The following is a 17,244-nucleotide window of genomic DNA, read 5'->3' as shown; positions in this document are numbered from 1 at the left end:
AAAACCCTTTATTACCTGAGCGTCTTCACAATCGCGGCAACTTCTTCGTTTCCATAACCTTCTTTTATCGCCCGGCTGAACATCCTCTCGGCAAATGCGGGCAAGTCATTATTAATTCCGGCTTCCCGAGCCTGCTGCTGCAGCAATTTAATGGTGACCATGCAGGTGTTAATTGATGTTTGGGGCTTTGCATATTGTTCAGTATGGATAACTTCGCTTTCGTACTTCATTACATCCCCTATCATGGGCGAGATGCTCGCAATCAGCTGGCCCAGACCGTTGACCTCCAGGCCATCCGACTCCATGATACGCGCTGCATGAAAAAAGCCAATATATGCCGCAAACAAATAGGCAAGAAAAGCCAAATCTGTTGTGGAAGCCGCACTAACCTTTTCTCCAAGAAATGGAGCATATCCTGCCAAGCTATTAATAATATCTGTATTCTCATCATAAGCAGCCTTTGCGCCAGAAAAAAATATGGCCGCTTCCGGTTGTCCTATTTGCGAAGGCGATGCTGCGATGGCTCCATCCAGATAACTGGCTCCCTTGGCAAGCATCCATGCTTCGAGATCTCTTGCCTGCTGCGGGCTTCCTGTGCTTAATTGCAGCACCGCACGTCCTGCAAGGGCCGAGTGAGCGTCCAAATGAACAAGAACTTCATAGGACGCTTCGTAATCCGACAAACAGAGAATCGTTGTTGTACTAGCACGGATAACTTCATCAACAGTTGACCCAAAATGCGCCCCTTTTTGAACAACTTCTTGCGCTTTATCGGAGGAACGATTCCATACATAAACCTGATATCCCTTATCCAGCAAAACATGCGCTATCGCGCTTCCCATTGATCCAAGTCCTATAATCGTAATCTTTTTCATGCGATACTCCCCCATTTTTGTGCTGGCATCAAGTGTCGCATAACCCGTTCAAGCACCTCATCCGTTTTATTGTTCATCTCTGCCATCTGATCCATTACCTTTTTAGCTGTTTTCTCCATCTCATATCCATTCCTTTCGCTGTTCAGTTCAACGCAAATTGGATTTGCTTGACTACATGGTCCAGTATACGAAATAATAGTGACAACTAATGGCACTAATTATTTAGATCCCTTAAAATATATACAGGAGCTATAGCCACCTATGAACAAAGCACAACGTCTTATCCAACTCATCATGTTGGTAAATGAACGTAAAACCTTTACCATTCAGGAGCTGGCCGATGAATGCGGCGTATCCCGTCGGACGATGATCCGCGATCTTATGGGGTTAAGCGAGCTCGGTGTCCCCTTATATTCGCAACCCGGACCCGGTGGAGGTTACCGGGTGCTGCGTGACAAGGTGCTTCCGCCCATACTATTCACAGAGCACGAAGCAACAGCATTATTTCTTGCAGGTCAATCCTTGATGAACTATCGACAGCTCCCTTTTGATAATGAGGTAAACAGCGCTTTGCACAAGTTCTATCATTACCTTCCGAAAGAGCTGAAACAGAAGATTGATTATATGCAGCAAAAAATTGTATTTTGGGTTCCTCCACATCAATTGGAGCTGCCACACCTGAAAGGATTACTGGATGCCGCATTGGAGCCGCATCCGGTTCAAATTATTTATGAAGCGTCCCAACGCAAAGAAAGAATCATTCATCCCATTGGACTTTATACGATGAACGGGTTGTGGTATTGTCAAGCATACTGTGAACTGGCACAGGACCATCGGGTGTTTAGGGTAGACAGGGTTCAAGAGCTGGTTGATCTCCCGCAAAAGGATGATGTTGAGACTACTAAATTAACGGAGAATGAGAATATACGACCGTGGATTATGAGGATGGATGAGACAGATACGCTTAAGCTTGAAGTCCATCTGACTGCTGAAGGCGTAAGACGTTGCCAATCGGAATTATGGTTATCTTCTTCTATTCAAACTTTCGAGGATGGTTCAGGGCTTATAAGGCGCTCCATCAGTCCTTCTTATCAGTCATGGGCCGTTCACTTCTTCTTGGGGCTTGGTGCCGAAGCCAACGTTTGCCAGCCTGCCGGGTTAAGAAGCCTTATTCAGGAGAAGCTCCAACAAATGCTCAAATTCTATCAGAACTGACGATGAAACTTGCCTATAAAGACCGTTTTATGGCCGCAGCGACGGACCTGGACTTATTTGCTAAAGCCTGGGTCCGATGCTACCAGATGTTATCGTTTATCCTAAACGTCTTTCCTCACAGAACGCCCCGTTCAGGCCGCTCCCCTTGAAAAGCGCTTTTCATATCGTACCCCGTCGGGTTCTGGAAAACCCTTAAACCAAACTCCGGCGCAACCGCCAATATATGATCGAAAATATCGGATTGCACGCCTTCATAGACAGCCCAGGCGGTATCATTGGTAAACGCATAAATTTCAATCGGAAGTCCCGTCTCCTCCGGCTGGAGCTGGCGAACCATGCAGGTCATGCCTTTATGGATTTTGGGATGCTGCTCCAGATAACGCTGAATGTAGGCACGAAACACGCCGATATTCGTCAGCGCCCGCCCGTTTACCCGATTGGTGCGATCTATCTGGTTTTCATTATTGTATTGTTCGATTTCCGCCTCTTTTTGCTGAATATAATCCTTAAGATATTGAATTTGCTTGAATTTCAGAATCATATCCGGCGTACAGATGGAGATGCTGCTTGTATCCATAAAAACGGAGCGTTTAATGCGACGCCCGCCGGACGCCTGCATGCCTCTCCAGTTTTTGAAGGAATCCGAAATAAGCGCATACGTGGGGACGGTTGTAATCGTTTTGTCCCAGTTCTGCACCTTGACGGTGTTTAGGGAAATATCAATAATGTCCCCGTCTGCTCCATACTTCGGCATTTCGATCCAATCGCCGACGCGCACCATATCGTTGGAGGTTAATTGAACGCCCGCCACGAGACCCAAGATGGAATCTTTAAAAATGAGCATAATAACCGCCGACAAGGCGCCAATGCCGCTTAGCAGAATAACCGGACTTTGCCCGATCAAATTAGCGATGAGCAAAATTCCGCCAACAATATAAATGAAAATTTTGACGACCTGAATGTAGCCTCGAATCGGCCGCGCCTTGGAAATTTCAAATGTCACGTAAATATCATTGATCGCATTCAAAAAGGCATTGATAACCAGCAATACCACAACAATCATATACAGCGTAACGCCTTTTACAATAAGCGTCTGATAGTCTGGAAACAGATACGAAGTATAAGAAATGATGAGAGCCGGCACGATATGCGAAAGCTTGTGGAACACCTTGCGGTCCAGCAGGTAGTTATCCCATTGGTAACGATTGCGGTGAACCAGATGGGTAATGACCTTTAACACCACTTTTTTGGTGATAAAGTTGGCGAGTACGCACAAAAGCAAAATGCCTATAAAAAGAATAATATCCGCCAAATGCCCCGCCCATTTTGAATCCGCTCCTAAATCCTCAATCCATTGTTGAATAAAATCCATAATTCCCTCCATGCTGTTCCTGGACGTGTCTGAAATTCCGCAGTTGCGAGTTTTAAGACATGCCTTATCATCTGATTTATTCCCTGCGCTCTTCCCGCACAGGCTTTACATGCTCCGGTATTCCCTTCTCGCCAAGAGGCACATAGCTCACATCAAAGCTGCCGCTATACCCAAAAATAGGGCCAAACACAGGATTGCGGACCGTAACGTCAATCCGGAATTTACCGGTATCTTCGTCATAGGCTTCAACGACATCCGCATAACCTGACAGAAGCATCGGAAACGCAAATGCAATGGGCCCTTCATAGAAGTATTGCGCTCCGGAGCGTAGCTTCATAGCCCCGGACGGGGTCGGCTCCATCTGTATGTCAACGGCCAAATGCTGATGAGTGCCTAAATAATCAATAATTTTGCCCTTCTGCTCGCTGTAGATCATAGTAGCGTCAAACCGCCTTGTTTTATTCGGAAAATGATAGGTTCGCACCCAAGTGACCGTTTCCCTCCCGAATGAATCCTTGTAGGCGTAATTTTCAATGGTAAACGGAATCTGCCCGCCCCGCTGCGGAAATAAAATGTTGCGCCATGTCCCGATATACAGGAAAGGCAGCGTATACCACTTGCTATACCAAACCTTCTCCATCACCCCCGTGCCGATTGAAGCGATGCCGTCCTTGCTGCTAAAGCCAAATCTCCTCTGGATTTTCGGATGCAGCTTGGCAAAATCCTTTCCCAATGCGCGCGTATAAATGGATTGCAAGGCGATCACCTCAGTTCTTTGGTTTTCGGATACAATGTTTAGCGCTTGGCGTCGGCTCCCGCTCCAATACATAAAGAGCCGATAAAGCCATCATGGCGAGATTAAGCGTAACGGGGTTAAACGGCGCAACATAAATGGCGGGGGAGGCCAGCCCGCTTAACAGCAGCCCTGCCAGCAAGGCAAGGTTGAGATAATGGAGCTTGCGGCCTCTGCAGCAAAGGAGCCACAATCCAAAAACGATTTCGGCAATGCCCATACCGGTCAGCATAGCCCTCTCGTAACCGGCTAAAAATGAAAATTGCGAAATCAGCTCCATTTCCCCGGAATCGGGAACCAGCAGCTTGGGGACCAGGCCTTGATACATCCAGAGCAGGGCGAGAACAACCCGGATCAAAAGCATACGGATAAAACGATAGAGAGAGGAGGCCGGATGAATGCCCTTCTCCAGCCACAGCTTCAAGGCGTCAAAGCTCCAGGCAGTCGCCCAGCCCATCAACGGACGAAACACCAGCCGGTCAAGCAGCCTACCCGCCCCGCCAAATCGCGTGTGATAATCGTATTGGGTCAGAAAAACAACGCCTTCCCCGTCAGGCACATATCTCCAGAAGCCGCTCCCCTCACGTATTAAAGAAAGACGCTGGTCCGTGCCGAATTTGAGGGTAGAGGTTCGGATGCCGTCCCGCTCGCGCGTACCATAAGACTCTCCTTCGCCCGCGATGCTGATGCCAAAACCAATAACGGTCCGGTATAGAAACCTTTGCCGGTCCTCTTCCTTTTCCTTTGGCAAATACGAAATTTCGGAAAAACGAAGATCCCATTGCTGATGCAAATGGGGCGATTGCGTATATTCCCACAATGTTTCTATTGGAGCTTCGATCCTGGTCTCCACATATACTTTTTCACCCATGCATGTCCCCCCCTGCATGTCCTCCCTCTCGCAAAAGAGGATTCGTTTGATCGTTATCCAACTCTTTTATTAACCTTTATTTTTTATAGACTATACACGATGACCTTGCCTATCGCAATTTTTTCAACATAATCTTATAAAAATCTCATCCTACCTCTCGCGGCTGGCATGGTAAGATGAATAATAGCTTATCCTACCAAAAGTATAGCCTATGCGGAGGTGCATATTATGAAAGCGCTTTTTATTGGTGGAACAGGGATTATCAGCTCAGCTATTACGAAACAACTCGCGGAGCAAGGCTGCGAGCTATATCTCCTTAACAGAGGAAGCCGAAATGCTGCTTTGCCCCAAGGCGTTCATGTTATTCAAGCAGATATTAACGACGAGGACCAAGTTGCTTCGCTGCTGGAAGGACATCAGTTTGACGTTGTAGCGGATTTCATCGCTTTTCGCCCGGAACAGCTGGAACGGGACTTCCGCCTTTTTCAGGGAAGGACCAAGCAGTTTTTGTTCATCAGCTCCGCTTCCGCCTATCAAACGCCGTTGTCCGACTATCGCATAACAGAAGGCACGCCTCTGTCCAATCCTTATTGGGAGTACTCCCGCAATAAAATAGCCTGCGAGCAATATTTGATCGACCGTTACCGCGAGGACGGTTTCCCGATTACGATTGTTCGCCCAAGCCACACCTATGACGAGCGCTCCATTCCGCTAGGCGTGCATGGCAACAAGGGATCATGGCAGGTGGCCAAACGAATGCTGGAGGGCAAACCCGTCATTATACATGGAGACGGCACCTCCTTGTGGACCATGACGCATAATAGTGATTTTGCAAAAGGCTTTATTGGACTGATGGGCAATATTCATGCTATCGGTGAATCCGTCCATATTACGTCGGACGAAACCGTCACCTGGAATCAAATCTATGAAATCATCGCCGATGCGCTCGGCGTCAAGCTCAATGCCGTACATGTCTCTTCCCACTTTCTTGCTGCAGCGGGCCCTTATGACTTCCGGGGAGGATTGCTGGGCGACAAAGCCAACTCCGTCGTGTTCGACAACAGCAAGCTAAAGCGGCTGGTACCGCAATTTGTCGCTACAACTCGCCTAGATCAAGGCATTAAGGAAACGGTCCGGCATATATTGGCCAATCCCGCTCTCCAGACCGAGGACCCGGAATTTGATCTGTGGTGCGATCGGATTGTCGAGACAATGGACAACGCCGCAAAGTCACTAACCTGAAACGTTTAACCCTAAGAGCTTTATCCCGAAGCGTTTAACACGTAGTTTTTAACCCTAAAAGTGTAAGCCCGAAGCATTTAACACGTAGCGCTTAACCTTAAAAGTTTTAACTCGAAACGCTTAACACGCAGCATTTAACATGAAGCATCCAATCCTTTAAGTGCTTTGGCTTAAAGCTCTTTTATCCAAGCTCCAAAAAAAGATCTTATTACGTTGTACAGTAAAAGGGATGGAGGGAACATTTTACGTTTCCACTCCACCCCCTTTACGTTTCCGCCCCAACTCTTTTGTTATGTTCTTAGGGATTTGTACGATATTTCACTCAAAATTTCGCTGCGTCCACGATAATGAATACATATTGTACGAAGAATCATACAAATATTAAGCCCCATTGCTTGGCAGCCGCCATTTTGTATGACGAATCGTACAAATGACCGAAATAACACTCGAAAACTCTTCCTTTTATACGAAGCATCGTACAAAAGACGCTTTCGAACATACCTCACTCTTATTTAAAGGCGGGCATTACGCTATCGCTGTAGTTCTCTTCAAAAAAGGTCTTTACCTCTTCGCTTGTCATCAGCTCAGCCAATCTTTGAATTGCAGCAGAGTCTTTGTTGTCCTCGCGCGCAACCAGCGTAATGGCGAAAGGCGATTCCTCGCCCTCTACGATTAGAGCGTCCTTAGGAGTCAAATTCAACGGTTTAGCGTAAGCGGGGTACATGGCAACCAAGTCCAAGTCGTCAATAACGCGGGCAAGCATCAGCAAATCGACCTCCTGAAATTTAAACCCTCGGGCATTGTCTACGATATCCTCCATTGTGCCGTTGTAACCAACGCCATCCGCAAGCTTGATCAAGCCGGCCTTGTCCAGCAGAGCCAGCGTACGTCCCGTGTTCGCCGGATCATTGGCAATTCCGATGCTCGCTCCGTCAGGAAGCTCTTCAATACTGGCGTAACGCTTGGAGTAAGCTCCGTAAATGGCATGGTAAATTTCCCGCACTGGCGCCAGCGTAGCATCGTTATTTTCATTAAAGCTTTTCATGTAAGGCGTATGTTGGAAGAAGTTAGCGTCCACTTCTTTATTTTTCAGCGCTGTATTGGGCTGTGTATTGTCGGAGAGCACCACGATTTCCATATGGATTCCCTCTTCCTCCAGCTTGGGCTTTACCAGCTCCAAAACCTCTGTCATTGGAGGAATAAGCGAAGCTACCTTGATATGCGTTTCCTCTTGTTTAGGCGCATCCGTTACTGCTCCGCCTTGCGCCCCTTCTTGCTTGCCGTTTCCTTGACCGCAGCCAGCCGCTATAAGCAATATGGCAAGCAGCAAAACGCTCGTCCTCAGGTATTGACTCATTGATTGCTTCATTGATGGCTTCAGCGATTTGTTCAGTGAGCTCTGCTGTATTTTTTTCATTGTTTCATTCACAGCTGGTTGCATTGAAGTTTTCATTACGTTGATTGCCCCCGTATCCATTTATTTATCTTTTCTGATTTTACCGATCACATATTACCTCTTGTCGATTAAGCGAGATATCCAATTTCCCGTAAGCTGAATGCTTTGCACCAAAATAATCATAATCACAATCGTTACAACCATAATGACGGTTTCATACCGCTGATAGCCGTAGCGGATCGCAAAATCCCCGATTCCGCCTCCGCCCACAATCCCCATAACCGTCGAATAGGAAATAAAGCTGATAATAGAGGTCGTCATTCCCACCACAAGTCCGGAACGGGCTTCAACAAGCAAAAATTTGTAAATGAGTTGAAGCTTGGTCGCCCCCATCGAAACGGCCGATTCGATTATCCCCCTTGGAATATCGAGCAAAGCTTGCTCCACCAGACGGGAGTAATAGACTACAGCAACAAAGGCAAGCGGAACCGACGCTGCCAGCGTTCCCAGCGACGTGCCGACAATCCAGCGGGTAACCGGGATCATAAACACAACAAACAACAGAAACGGAAACGATCGAATGACATTGACAAGACCGTTCAACAGCGCAAAAAACCAGCGATTCTGGAATCGTTGTCCTGGGCGGCACAAATAAAGCAGCGTGCCCAGCGGCAAACCCAACAGCAGCGCCGCCAGCGTAGCAATTCCGACCATAACAAAGGTTTCTCCGATGGCTTCCCACATTTGAACGTGATATTTCTCGACGGCCGCGACTACATCAGCCAGCATGCCGCGCAATGGCTCAAGCAAAAGGCTCATCTCCTTTGTTTCGGACGAAGGCCCCGCTAAAAAGCTCCGCCGCTTGCGCCAGCCCTGCGGAATCAACCTCCAGCGTGCGAAGAAGCTTTCCGTTCTCCATCATGGATACCCGGTGGCAAATGGATCTGATTACCTCCAGCTCATGGGTAACGATAATAATCGTTAATCCAAATGTCTGGTTGATGGTCCGAAGCACCTCCAGCACTTCGTTAGTTGTGTGCGGGTCAAGCGCGGAGGTTGGTTCGTCGCAGAGCAGCACCTTCGGCCGATTCGCCAAAGCTCTTGCGATGGCTACGCGCTGCTTCTGCCCGCCGCTTAATTGCGCGGGGTATTGCTCCGCCTTATCCAGCAGCCCCACCATGCCAAGGCATTCCAGCACACGGTTGCTGCGCTCACGCTTGTCCAGCTTTGCCAGCTCAAGCGGAATAGCGATATTTTTGGCAACCGTTTTATTGCCTAGCAGGTGAAAATGCTGGAAGATCATGCCGATGCTTCGGCGAGCCTCCCTCAGTTCAGGCTCCTTCATTTGCATCAGATCAACGCCATCCAGCAGAACTGCGCCTTCGTCCGGGTCCTCCAGTCGATTCATCAGCCGCAGCAGCGTCGATTTGCCTGCGCCGCTAGCGCCAATAATGCCGTGTATATCTCCCTGCCTGATGTTCAGCGATAAAGGATGTACGGCTTGCACCCGCTGCCTGGAAGGACCATACCCCTTGCTAACCCCATGCAACGTTAAAATGGAGCACCCCTCCCTTTCATGTAGCATTTGCATCCTAGAGACAAGTCGCATTTGCATTCTACAAATAGCTTTTACATCCTATAGGATCATATCATGGAAAAGGAATATTCGTTAGTCCGCCAATCGGTACCCCGCCCCGCGAACCGTTACAATATATTGCGGATTCGAGGCGCTGTCGCGCAGCTTTTTGCGCAAGCTTTTGATGTGGACGTCAACCAGATTGCTGCCCCCGTAATACTGGACTCCCCATACGGTATCCAGCAGCGTTTCGCGGGAAAATACGGAGCCGTCCGAAGCCAGGAAGGTTAGCAGCAAATCGTATTCCGTTTTGGTCAGATCAATTCGTGTTCCGCTTTGCAAAACGGTCATTTTACGGGAATCCAGCACAATATCCTTAAAGGTATAAACCCCCTCCGAGGATGCACCCGAAGCGGCTCGGCCCTCCAGCATACCGTTAATAAGACGCAGCGCCTCCCTGGCATCGGAAGGCCACGCCAGCAGCTCAACGCCGGCGGGCGCGTTGCCGCTTCTATCCTGATAAGCCTGTTCATCCAGCAGAACCAGCACCGGAATGTCGGCTTGAACGGCAAAATCAAGCAGCTCGCTGCCGCCCTCCAGCGTATGCCCGACCGAAGGCAGCGGAAGAGGAAGCGCGTCATAAACGAGAAGCTCCGGCTGAAGCGCGCCTAACATTTCTTTTTTGAACTCATGCAGCGAAAAGACATCAAAGCACTGGCCCGACAGCGTGACCAGCAGCGACCGCACCCGCTCCGGGAGAGGACTAATCAGCATAACCCGCTTGGTCAGCGTACATAGAACCCCTTCCGTAAAGTCCGTTACTGTACCTTCTTCGCGCATTCGCTGCACACTCCTTCCAATACGACCCCGGCATGACTGACGCTATATCCCGTCCGAGCGGCTACCTCGGCAATCCACTCCTCGGGAAGCTCCAGGAAAACCTCGTCAACAGCGCCGCATTTCGTGCATACAATATGATAATGCTCATCGGTGGTGGAATCGTAGCGGCTAACCGCCTCCCCCAGCTTAAGCTCTCTGATTAACCCCGCATCGCTCAAGTAGCGCAACGAATTATACACCGTGCCATAGGCAAAGTGAAACCCCCGCTCCCTCAGACGCTCGATAATATCGGCCGCTGAAGGATGGTCGCTGCTCTCCGTCACAATGTCGTACACCGCCTTGCGCTGTACCGTCAAATTGATTTTGCTCATTGGCTTTCGCCTTCTTCCTGTATATCATGACTTTAGACTAAGTATAAATTTAAATAAAGGTAACGTCAATATCGTCATTACTGCATCTATTATGTTGCGATAATGAGTGTTAACGCAGAGCTTGCCCGTGCTTTTACGAAAAGTTATCTGAATATTTACAATATTAAAATAATGATGTATAATGAAGCTATCCAATAAGAGAGGGGATAGTCCATTGAAGCATGTTAGCGATGCATGTCCCACTACACAAGGAAAGGAGTCCTGACGAGGGCTATCGGGCATGCGGGAATCCGGCGGAAAGACGAAATGTTCTGCAGTGGGGATACTTATCGGAAGGATGGATTAAGAATCACAAAGAAGATGAGGAATGGAGCGTTTAAATAAATTGAATAGTCGTTTGCCAGAAAAATAAGGGATTCCGGTTATCATGGTGGATAAGCGGAATCCCTTTTGCATGTTCATTTAGGGTGAGCGCACAGCCTTTTATAAGATCGGGCTGAGCAGGCGGGAGATGGACTCCCTGAAGCGATTGAACAGCGGCCTGCCGTCATACGCTTCTGCAGTGAGCAGGCGGGAGTCATCAATGTCGCGCTGGAAAATATCCATCAGCTTCACCGCCGTGGCGGAATCATAAATAAAAGCATTCATTTCAAAATTCAGCTTGAAGCTGCGAATATCCAGATTCGCGGTGCCAACCGAAGCCACCTTGCTGTCAACAACAAGCGTTTTGGCATGCAGAAAGCCTTTTTCATATAAATAAACCTTGATGCCGCTGGCCAGCAGCTCGCCCAAATAAGATTGCGTCGCCCAATACACAAAAAAGTGATCCGGCTTGCTAGGCAGCATAATGCTGACCTCAACGCCAGACAACGCAGCCACCTTAAGTGCGGAGAGCAAGCTGTCATCCGGCACAAAATAAGGCGTCTGCAGGCACACGCTGCTCCGGGCTCCGTAGATCATTTTGATGTAGGCGTTTTTGATTTCCTGATACTCCGTATCGGGACCGCTTGCCACAAGCTGCATGCCGATATGTCCGGGTACGCAGCGAGGGTCGGGAAAATAAATTTCGCTTAGCTCTATCTTGCCGGAGGCGGCAAGATTCCAATCCAGCAAAAACTGCGCCTGCATCTGAAGCACCGCGCTGCCCTGAACCTTGAGATGGGTATCCCGCCATTGTCCAAAATGCTCGCTCAGCCCCAAATATTCGTCCCCGATGTTGAAGCCGCCGATATACCCCGTTTTGCCGTCAATAATGGCCAGCTTACGGTGATTGCGATAATTGATTTTCAAGTTCAGATACGGAATACGCGACGGGAAAAACGCCGCCTCCCTGCCGCCTGCTGCCCGCAGCTCCTTAAAGAAACGTCCTGGCAGGCGCGAGCTTCCGATATGGTCGTAAAGGAAACGCACCTCCACTCCGTCAGCCGCTTTGGCTGTCAGCGCGCGCATTAACCGCCGTCCCAATTCATCGTCCCTTACAATGTAATAGACCAGATGAATATGATGCTCCGCGGCCTCTATATCGGCAATAAGCGCGTCGAATTTTTGCTTGCCGTCCGTATAGATATCTACTATATTGTTTGTGGTGTAAAGCGCCAGCCCCGTGGTCAGATTCAGGTAGATCATATCCTGATATTCCGCAAGCTCGCTATCCAGCGCCACAAGCCGCTTCTCCTTTAGCTCCTGCCGCTGGGTTTCCAGCGCATGCTGAATGACGCGCTCATTATCCCCAAGCAGCTTGCTAAGCTGCCGCTTGCGCACCTTCTGCCCCAGAATAAGATACATAATGAAGCCCAGCACGGGGATAAAATAGAGCACCATCAGCCAGGCCCAGGTTGCCGAGGCGTTGCGCCGCTCCAGAAAAATGACCGCTGTCGCCAAAAAGATATTGAGTACAATGATGACCCATGATAAATTCTGGAGCACATCCATTCTGTTTAGTTAACCCCCATTATGGTTTTTACTCACTGCCGTCGCATCAAAATATTCCTCCAGCGTCAAGCCGTCGCTGTACAGCTTGCCAGCCAGCTCCTTGCCGACATAGCGCAAATGCCAAGGCTCGTACTGATAGCCCGTTATATCCTGCTTGCCCTTCGGATATCGAATGACAAACCCGTATTCAGCGGCATTTTCAGCAAGCCACTTCGCCTCTTCGGTATCCCCGAAGCAATCCGCGGCCGCGCATTTGCCGTCGCTCCCGGAAACGTCGATCGCAAGGCCCGTTTCATGCTCGCTTGTGCCTGGAAGGGCGCTATAGGTTCGAGCCTTCTCATATCCGTCCCGTTTGACATATCGTTCAAACAGCTTGATTTGTGTTCCGTGCGACCGGTAACCCGAAACGCCGGCCAAATAGATTTTGTCCTGCTCAGCAGCCTCAAACATCACTTCAAGCGCTTCGGCCGCTTCCTTTCTTAACATGCGCTTCTCCAGCTTTTCGGAGAAGGTAAACCGGACATCGGGATAAACCAGATCATTGGGAGAATAATCCTCCGGCAGCTTGTTTGCGGGATTGACCAGTACCGTAAGACTGGCCGGCTCCGCCACAACCGGTATATCCTCGGGCTTGATGCCGCTATTTGAGCTATTCTGCGAGCCGTTATTTGCCGTTGGAGACGGCTCGGGAGTAGAAGTCGGCTGCTCGCTTGGAGCTTCCTGCTCGTCGTCGGTCGGATCAGGCGCAGCATCCGTTGCCGACGGAGCCGGAGATGGGCTTGCGGCAGGAGAGTTGACGGAATCGCCGCCGTTTGGGACTCCGTTATTTTGTCCGGTTTGGCTGCCGGCACCCGATTGTTTAAACCATGCGGAGCTGTCCGCCAAGTAATAAACCCCGATTAATAAAGCGATTATAAATGCTACGGAGATTAGTGGCTTTAATTTCCTCATTTCAGATCCTCCTGCCCGTTTAGGGCCTTTTTGCCTTTTGACAATTACCTGTAAAAAGGAGCATAATGATAAGACATTTGAAATAGATATAGAAGCACTTTACAAAAGATTAAAAACAAGCAGAACGGCTTGCTCCCCGAGAAAGCCTGTTTCTGCGTTGAAAGGCAGGGTCAGTCGTGTCTATCGCAACAATAAAAACATGGTTTAGCACTCGTCCGATTTTGTTTTTCTCTATCGTTATGCTTCTCAAAAGCTATCTGGCATGGATGGTTATTTTTGAAGGCGGCGCTTCCTGGACGACTTTATTGAAGGAAGTTCCATTTGTGCTGATTGTGTATTGCCTCATTGAATTTTTCGCTACCAAACGCAAAATGCTATATTATTTGATCGCCAACCTCGCCATGACTTCTATTCTATTTGCAGTCATCATGTATTACAAGTATTATGGCGTAATTGTTACCTATTTCGCCTTGGCTCAGGTTAATCAGGTTACGGCGGTCAAAAATAGCGTATTTTCATTAATGGATCCTTATTTCCTGTTTATTTACACAGACGTTGTCATTATGATGGCATTGATGATGCGCCGCAAAAAAGGCGCCGAATGGAAGCAGGCCTTTGCCAAACGAGAAAACAAGCGGCTTGTGCTGTCTGTGTTGTCCGTTTCGCTAATTATTTGCCTGTTCAACATTTTGCCTAACCGGGCCAGCATGAATGAAATTGTAAAAGCAGAGCAAATGGGCATTTTGAACTATGAGGCCTACACAATCCTTGCCAAAAAAGAAATCAACTATGCAGCGCCCGATGAAATCAGCCAAAAAGGCGTAATGGAGCTGAAAAGCGTTCAGGAGCCGGCCAATCCCTTTCTTTTTGGCACAGCCAAGGGGAAAAACCTTATCATTCTGCAAATGGAATCCATGCAAAACTTCCTGGTCAATTTATCCATCGACGGTCAGGAAATCATGCCTAACCTGAACAAGCTGGTCAAGGAAAACAGCTATTTTAAACATTTCTATCAGCAAGTCGGCCAGGGCAACACATCAGATGCGGAGTTTGTCGTTAATACATCGCTGTATATACCGCCCCGCGGCGCAGCGACTCAAATGTACGCCGATAAAGAGCTGCCGAGCTTGCCCAAGCTGCTGAAGGCGAGCGGCTACGATACCTCCACTTTCCATACAAATGTGGTGGAGTTCTGGAATCGCGGCGAGCTTTACAAGGCTATCGGCTTTGATCGTTATTATGACGCTGAATTTTTCGGCACGGAGGATACTGTCTTTTTTGGGGCATCCGATGAGATGCTTTACAAAAAAACAGCCGCGGAGTTGGATCGCATGAACAATAATGGCAAGCCGTTTTATGCTCAAGTGATCTCTATGACCGCCCATCATCCTTACTCCATACCGGATGACAAACGTTTGATCCAGTTGCCGGAGCGCTTCAACAATACGCTTGTGGGCGACTACATTGTATCGCAAAATTATGCGGACCATGCGCTTGGGGAATTCATTCAGGACCTGAAGGATCGCGGAATCTGGGATGACAGCCTTATTGTTTTGTATGGCGATCACCTGGGTTTACCAATCTATTCGCTGGATCGAAATGAGAAATCGCTGATGGAGGAAATTTACGGCAGGGAATATACCTACACGGATATGATAAATATTCCGCTGGTTGTTATCAATCCCGGCAGCAGCTCCGAACCAGCCATCTATGACCAATTGGGCGGCCAGGTTGATGTTTTGCCTACTGTAGCCAATCTGCTTGGACTTCCGCTTGACGGACAAATGCATTTTGGACAGGATTTGCTTAATCAAACCTACAATTTACTGCCTCAGCGTTATTATTTGCCTTCCGGCTCCTTTTTAAGCAGCCAGGAGTTGTTCCTGTCAGGAAGCGGCTTTGAAGACGGCAAGCATTTGCCGCTGGCTGGAGACGGAAATACTGAGCAGGTGGCAACGGAGGACGAATACGAACGAGCTCTTGAATTGTTAAGACTGTCCGACAGCTTCGTTAATTCCTTGCCAAGCTGGAAGCAGCCTGCCGAATAACGCTAACCGGTCTTTTATGAAAATATGTTTTTAAAAAACCCCGCGCCTTTCCGGCACGGGGATTTTTTTGACTTATTATGATACAGGGCAAGCTTGATGTTCACGGTAAGCTTTTAACGGCATTCAGCACTTCCTGTACATGTCCCTCTACTTTGACCTGACGCCATTCCTGCAGCAAAACGCCATCTTCGCCAATCAGGAAGGTGGATCGGCTCACGCCCATAAACGTATTGCCTCCCCAGCTTTGCTCCTTCCAGACATCAAACAGCTCGCTTACGGCATGGTCGGTATCTGACAAAAGCAGGAATGGCAAACGATGCGCTTCAATAAATTGCTCGTGTGAAGCCAGATCGTCGGGACTGATGCCTACAACCTCCGCATTGTAATGAGCAAACTCGCCCGTATAATCGCGGAAATCGCATGATTCAGCAGTGCAGCCCGGAGTCATATCCTTGGGGTAAAAATAGATGACCAGTTTTTTGCCCCGGTAATCCTCAAGCGACACGGTTGCGCCACCCGACGCCTGCAGTGAAAATGGGGGAACCTGCTTTCCTACAGAAACCACATGTTTCGTCATAATAAAGTTCCTCCTTTATTGTAGCAATCCTAAAGGCTCTGCTATTCCTGCAACGGAAGTTTTTCGTAGAACAATATCTCGTTTAGGACCAGCGATTTTGCCGCCTGTCGATTCTGGCTGGAGCCATAAGCACCATAAGCAAGCATCATTTTGGTTAATGTGGCCTCTATGGACATATTTTCGACCCAAATGCCCCCCGCCTCCGTAAGCTTGTGCGATGAGGCATAAAGCGTATCGCCGGCATCCTTGATTGGACATAAGTATACATCAATTTGCTGCTCCCGGCATCTCCGAATAAAGGCGGGCAGCGAATAGGGCCCTTCCTCCAACGCGCAGGCCGTGCCGGAATGATGCAAATCATGCAAAATAGCCGCAGGCTTGTACCCATTTTCAGCCCACTGATAGAGGTCGTATCTTAAGCCCGGATATGGCTTTATGTACATAACAGCGTCCTCCAGCTTCAAACGGTTGCCGTCCTCAAGCAGCTTATGAAGGCTGGAAGGGGTATGCAGATTGCCTGTTGCCTGTTTCAATACTTTTGAATCCACGCGGCTTCGTAAAAGTTCAGGAGCAGGATTCCGCCAGTGATTATTCCATTTGAACTTACGGTCGCCGACTTCTCCATAAACCAGATCATAAGGCGCTCTGAATTGATCGGTAAACGATTCGTTTTGCCCTATGCGGGTCCCGAGAAAAACCTGAACCTCGCTGCGGTTATTTTCGTAAACGGCAAACACGCCGGGGATATCGGCATCCGCAATAAAATCAATTGCCCCGGACAGATTTCGCAAGCCGTTGCTGCGTTTGTCGCCAATGGGGTAATTTCCCGCCGTAAAGACGATTGGAATACCCGTATCGGAGAACAAGTAGCTGAATAACGCCGCCGTATAAGCAAATGTGTCGGAGCCATGCGTTATAATGACGCCGCTGTACGGCTTCAAATCCGTTTGTCTGATAGCGGACGCAAGGGTCAGCCAGTCGGCTGGCGTTATGTTTTCGCTGAGCAGATTAAGGGGCTGAAGAGTTTCCAGGGAAACATCATCCCTTGCGCCTCCCGACTCGCTGTATGCCTGCAGCAAATAATAAGAGCCCGTTCCCTCTACATTAATGGAGTTGCCTTCAGCCTTGCTGCCGATTGTACCGCCCGTAAATACAACTAATACAGATTTCATGCCATGCAGCTTC

At 48.8% G+C, this 17,244-nt stretch carries 16 protein-coding genes; 3 read left to right on the top strand and 13 right to left on the bottom strand.

Features of this window, described 5'->3' with window-relative positions; genetic code table 11:
- Positions 1 to 11: 11 nt before the first annotated feature.
- Entirely contained in the window at positions 12 to 890 is an 879-nt protein-coding gene (locus tag A7K91_RS04785; protein WP_082967234.1) for an NAD(P)-dependent oxidoreductase, read from the bottom strand.
- Between the two features lie 246 nt (positions 891 to 1,136).
- Here A7K91_RS04785 and A7K91_RS04780 point away from each other — a divergent pair, with 246 nt between their 5' ends.
- Positions 1,137 to 2,090, top strand: a complete 954-nt coding sequence (locus A7K91_RS04780; protein WP_068680199.1) for a helix-turn-helix transcriptional regulator — start codon at positions 1,137 to 1,139, stop codon at positions 2,088 to 2,090.
- Between the two features lie 115 nt (positions 2,091 to 2,205).
- Here A7K91_RS04780 and A7K91_RS04775 read toward each other — a convergent pair whose 3' ends face one another.
- The 3 genes from A7K91_RS04775 to A7K91_RS04765 all read right to left on the bottom strand — a co-directional run bounded on the left by A7K91_RS04775 (position 2,206) and on the right by A7K91_RS04765 (position 5,126).
- Positions 2,206 to 3,462: a mechanosensitive ion channel family protein gene (locus tag A7K91_RS04775; protein ID WP_068680197.1), complete on the bottom strand. Its 1,257-nt coding sequence runs from the start codon at positions 3,460 to 3,462 to the stop codon at positions 2,206 to 2,208.
- Between the two features lie 76 nt (positions 3,463 to 3,538).
- Entirely contained in the window at positions 3,539 to 4,219 is a 681-nt protein-coding gene (locus A7K91_RS04770) for a DUF4166 domain-containing protein (protein WP_068680195.1), read from the bottom strand.
- A gap of 10 nt (positions 4,220 to 4,229) precedes the next feature.
- Complete coding sequence (locus A7K91_RS04765; RefSeq protein WP_068680193.1) at positions 4,230 to 5,126, bottom strand: DoxX-like family protein; 897 nt, start codon at positions 5,124 to 5,126, stop codon at positions 4,230 to 4,232.
- Positions 5,127 to 5,354: 228 nt separating this feature from the next.
- Between A7K91_RS04765 and A7K91_RS04760 the strand changes: the two genes are divergently transcribed.
- Entirely contained in the window at positions 5,355 to 6,368 is a 1,014-nt protein-coding gene (locus A7K91_RS04760; RefSeq protein WP_068680191.1) for an SDR family oxidoreductase, read from the top strand.
- Positions 6,369 to 6,876: 508 nt separating this feature from the next.
- Here the strand turns inward: A7K91_RS04760 and A7K91_RS04755 are convergent.
- The 7 genes from A7K91_RS04755 to A7K91_RS04725 all read right to left on the bottom strand — a co-directional run bounded on the left by A7K91_RS04755 (position 6,877) and on the right by A7K91_RS04725 (position 13,434).
- Complete coding sequence (locus A7K91_RS04755) at positions 6,877 to 7,725, bottom strand: MetQ/NlpA family ABC transporter substrate-binding protein (RefSeq protein WP_068680322.1); 849 nt, start codon at positions 7,723 to 7,725, stop codon at positions 6,877 to 6,879.
- A 153-nt stretch (positions 7,726 to 7,878) separates the two neighbouring features.
- The gene (locus A7K91_RS04750) at positions 7,879 to 8,553 is read right to left on the bottom strand and encodes a methionine ABC transporter permease (protein ID WP_068680320.1); all 675 of its coding nucleotides are present in this window, start codon (positions 8,551 to 8,553) and stop codon (positions 7,879 to 7,881) included.
- Positions 8,554 to 8,566: 13 nt separating this feature from the next.
- Positions 8,567 to 9,322: a methionine ABC transporter ATP-binding protein gene (locus tag A7K91_RS04745; protein ID WP_082967244.1), complete on the bottom strand. Its 756-nt coding sequence runs from the start codon at positions 9,320 to 9,322 to the stop codon at positions 8,567 to 8,569.
- 111 nt (positions 9,323 to 9,433) lie between these two features.
- On the bottom strand, positions 9,434 to 10,180 hold the full coding sequence (locus tag A7K91_RS04740) for a response regulator transcription factor (protein ID WP_082967233.1): 747 nt from the start codon (positions 10,178 to 10,180) through the stop codon (positions 9,434 to 9,436).
- The gene (locus A7K91_RS04735; protein WP_068680185.1) at positions 10,159 to 10,551 is read right to left on the bottom strand and encodes a Fur family transcriptional regulator; all 393 of its coding nucleotides are present in this window, start codon (positions 10,549 to 10,551) and stop codon (positions 10,159 to 10,161) included. Before A7K91_RS04735 ends, A7K91_RS04740 begins: the two co-directional genes overlap by 22 nt.
- 483 nt (positions 10,552 to 11,034) lie before the next feature.
- Positions 11,035 to 12,483 carry a cardiolipin synthase gene (cls, locus tag A7K91_RS04730; RefSeq protein ID WP_068680183.1) on the bottom strand — a complete coding sequence of 483 codons (1,449 nt, stop codon included), beginning with the start codon at positions 12,481 to 12,483 and terminating at the stop codon, positions 11,035 to 11,037.
- A gap of 9 nt (positions 12,484 to 12,492) precedes the next feature.
- Positions 12,493 to 13,434, bottom strand: a complete 942-nt coding sequence (locus A7K91_RS04725; RefSeq protein ID WP_068680181.1) for a M15 family metallopeptidase — start codon at positions 13,432 to 13,434, stop codon at positions 12,493 to 12,495.
- A gap of 176 nt (positions 13,435 to 13,610) precedes the next feature.
- Between A7K91_RS04725 and A7K91_RS04720 the strand changes: the two genes are divergently transcribed.
- Positions 13,611 to 15,482 carry an LTA synthase family protein gene (locus tag A7K91_RS04720; RefSeq protein WP_068680180.1) on the top strand — a complete coding sequence of 624 codons (1,872 nt, stop codon included), beginning with the start codon at positions 13,611 to 13,613 and terminating at the stop codon, positions 15,480 to 15,482.
- 100 nt (positions 15,483 to 15,582) lie between these two features.
- Here the strand turns inward: A7K91_RS04720 and bcp are convergent, their stop codons facing one another.
- On the bottom strand, positions 15,583 to 16,059 hold the full coding sequence (bcp, locus tag A7K91_RS04715) for a thioredoxin-dependent thiol peroxidase (protein WP_068680178.1): 477 nt from the start codon (positions 16,057 to 16,059) through the stop codon (positions 15,583 to 15,585).
- A gap of 41 nt (positions 16,060 to 16,100) precedes the next feature.
- The gene (locus A7K91_RS04710; RefSeq protein ID WP_068680176.1) at positions 16,101 to 17,231 is read right to left on the bottom strand and encodes an asparaginase; all 1,131 of its coding nucleotides are present in this window, start codon (positions 17,229 to 17,231) and stop codon (positions 16,101 to 16,103) included.
- Between the last annotated feature and the right edge of the window lie 13 nt (positions 17,232 to 17,244).

The sequence above is a fragment of the Paenibacillus oryzae genome, assembly GCF_001675045.1.
Classification (GTDB): Bacteria; Bacillota; Bacilli; order Paenibacillales; family Paenibacillaceae; genus Pristimantibacillus; species Pristimantibacillus oryzae.
This window is presented reverse-complemented; position numbering and strand designations above follow the sequence as displayed.

Bases quoted from the DNA above. Each gene is read 5' to 3' on its own strand.
- A7K91_RS04785 (WP_082967234.1), bottom strand. From the start codon at position 890: ATGGGGGAGTATCGCATGAAAAAGATTACGATTATAGGACTTGGATCA.
- A7K91_RS04780 (WP_068680199.1), top strand. From the start codon at position 1,137: ATGAACAAAGCACAACGTCTTATCCAACTCATCATGTTGGTAAATGAA.
- A7K91_RS04775 (WP_068680197.1), bottom strand. From the start codon at position 3,462: ATGGATTTTATTCAACAATGGATTGAGGATTTAGGAGCGGATTCAAAA.
- A7K91_RS04765 (WP_068680193.1), bottom strand. From the start codon at position 5,126: ATGGGTGAAAAAGTATATGTGGAGACCAGGATCGAAGCTCCAATAGAA.
- A7K91_RS04760 (WP_068680191.1), top strand. From the start codon at position 5,355: ATGAAAGCGCTTTTTATTGGTGGAACAGGGATTATCAGCTCAGCTATT.
- A7K91_RS04755 (WP_068680322.1), bottom strand. From the start codon at position 7,725: ATGAGTCAATACCTGAGGACGAGCGTTTTGCTGCTTGCCATATTGCTT.
- A7K91_RS04750 (WP_068680320.1), bottom strand. From the start codon at position 8,553: ATGCTGGCTGATGTAGTCGCGGCCGTCGAGAAATATCACGTTCAAATG.
- A7K91_RS04740 (WP_082967233.1), bottom strand. From the start codon at position 10,180: ATGCGCGAAGAAGGTACAGTAACGGACTTTACGGAAGGGGTTCTATGT.
- A7K91_RS04735 (WP_068680185.1), bottom strand. From the start codon at position 10,551: ATGAGCAAAATCAATTTGACGGTACAGCGCAAGGCGGTGTACGACATT.
- cls (WP_068680183.1), bottom strand. From the start codon at position 12,483: ATGGATGTGCTCCAGAATTTATCATGGGTCATCATTGTACTCAATATC.
- A7K91_RS04725 (WP_068680181.1), bottom strand. From the start codon at position 13,434: ATGAGGAAATTAAAGCCACTAATCTCCGTAGCATTTATAATCGCTTTA.
- bcp (WP_068680178.1), bottom strand. From the start codon at position 16,059: ATGACGAAACATGTGGTTTCTGTAGGAAAGCAGGTTCCCCCATTTTCA.
- A7K91_RS04710 (WP_068680176.1), bottom strand. From the start codon at position 17,231: ATGAAATCTGTATTAGTTGTATTTACGGGCGGTACAATCGGCAGCAAG.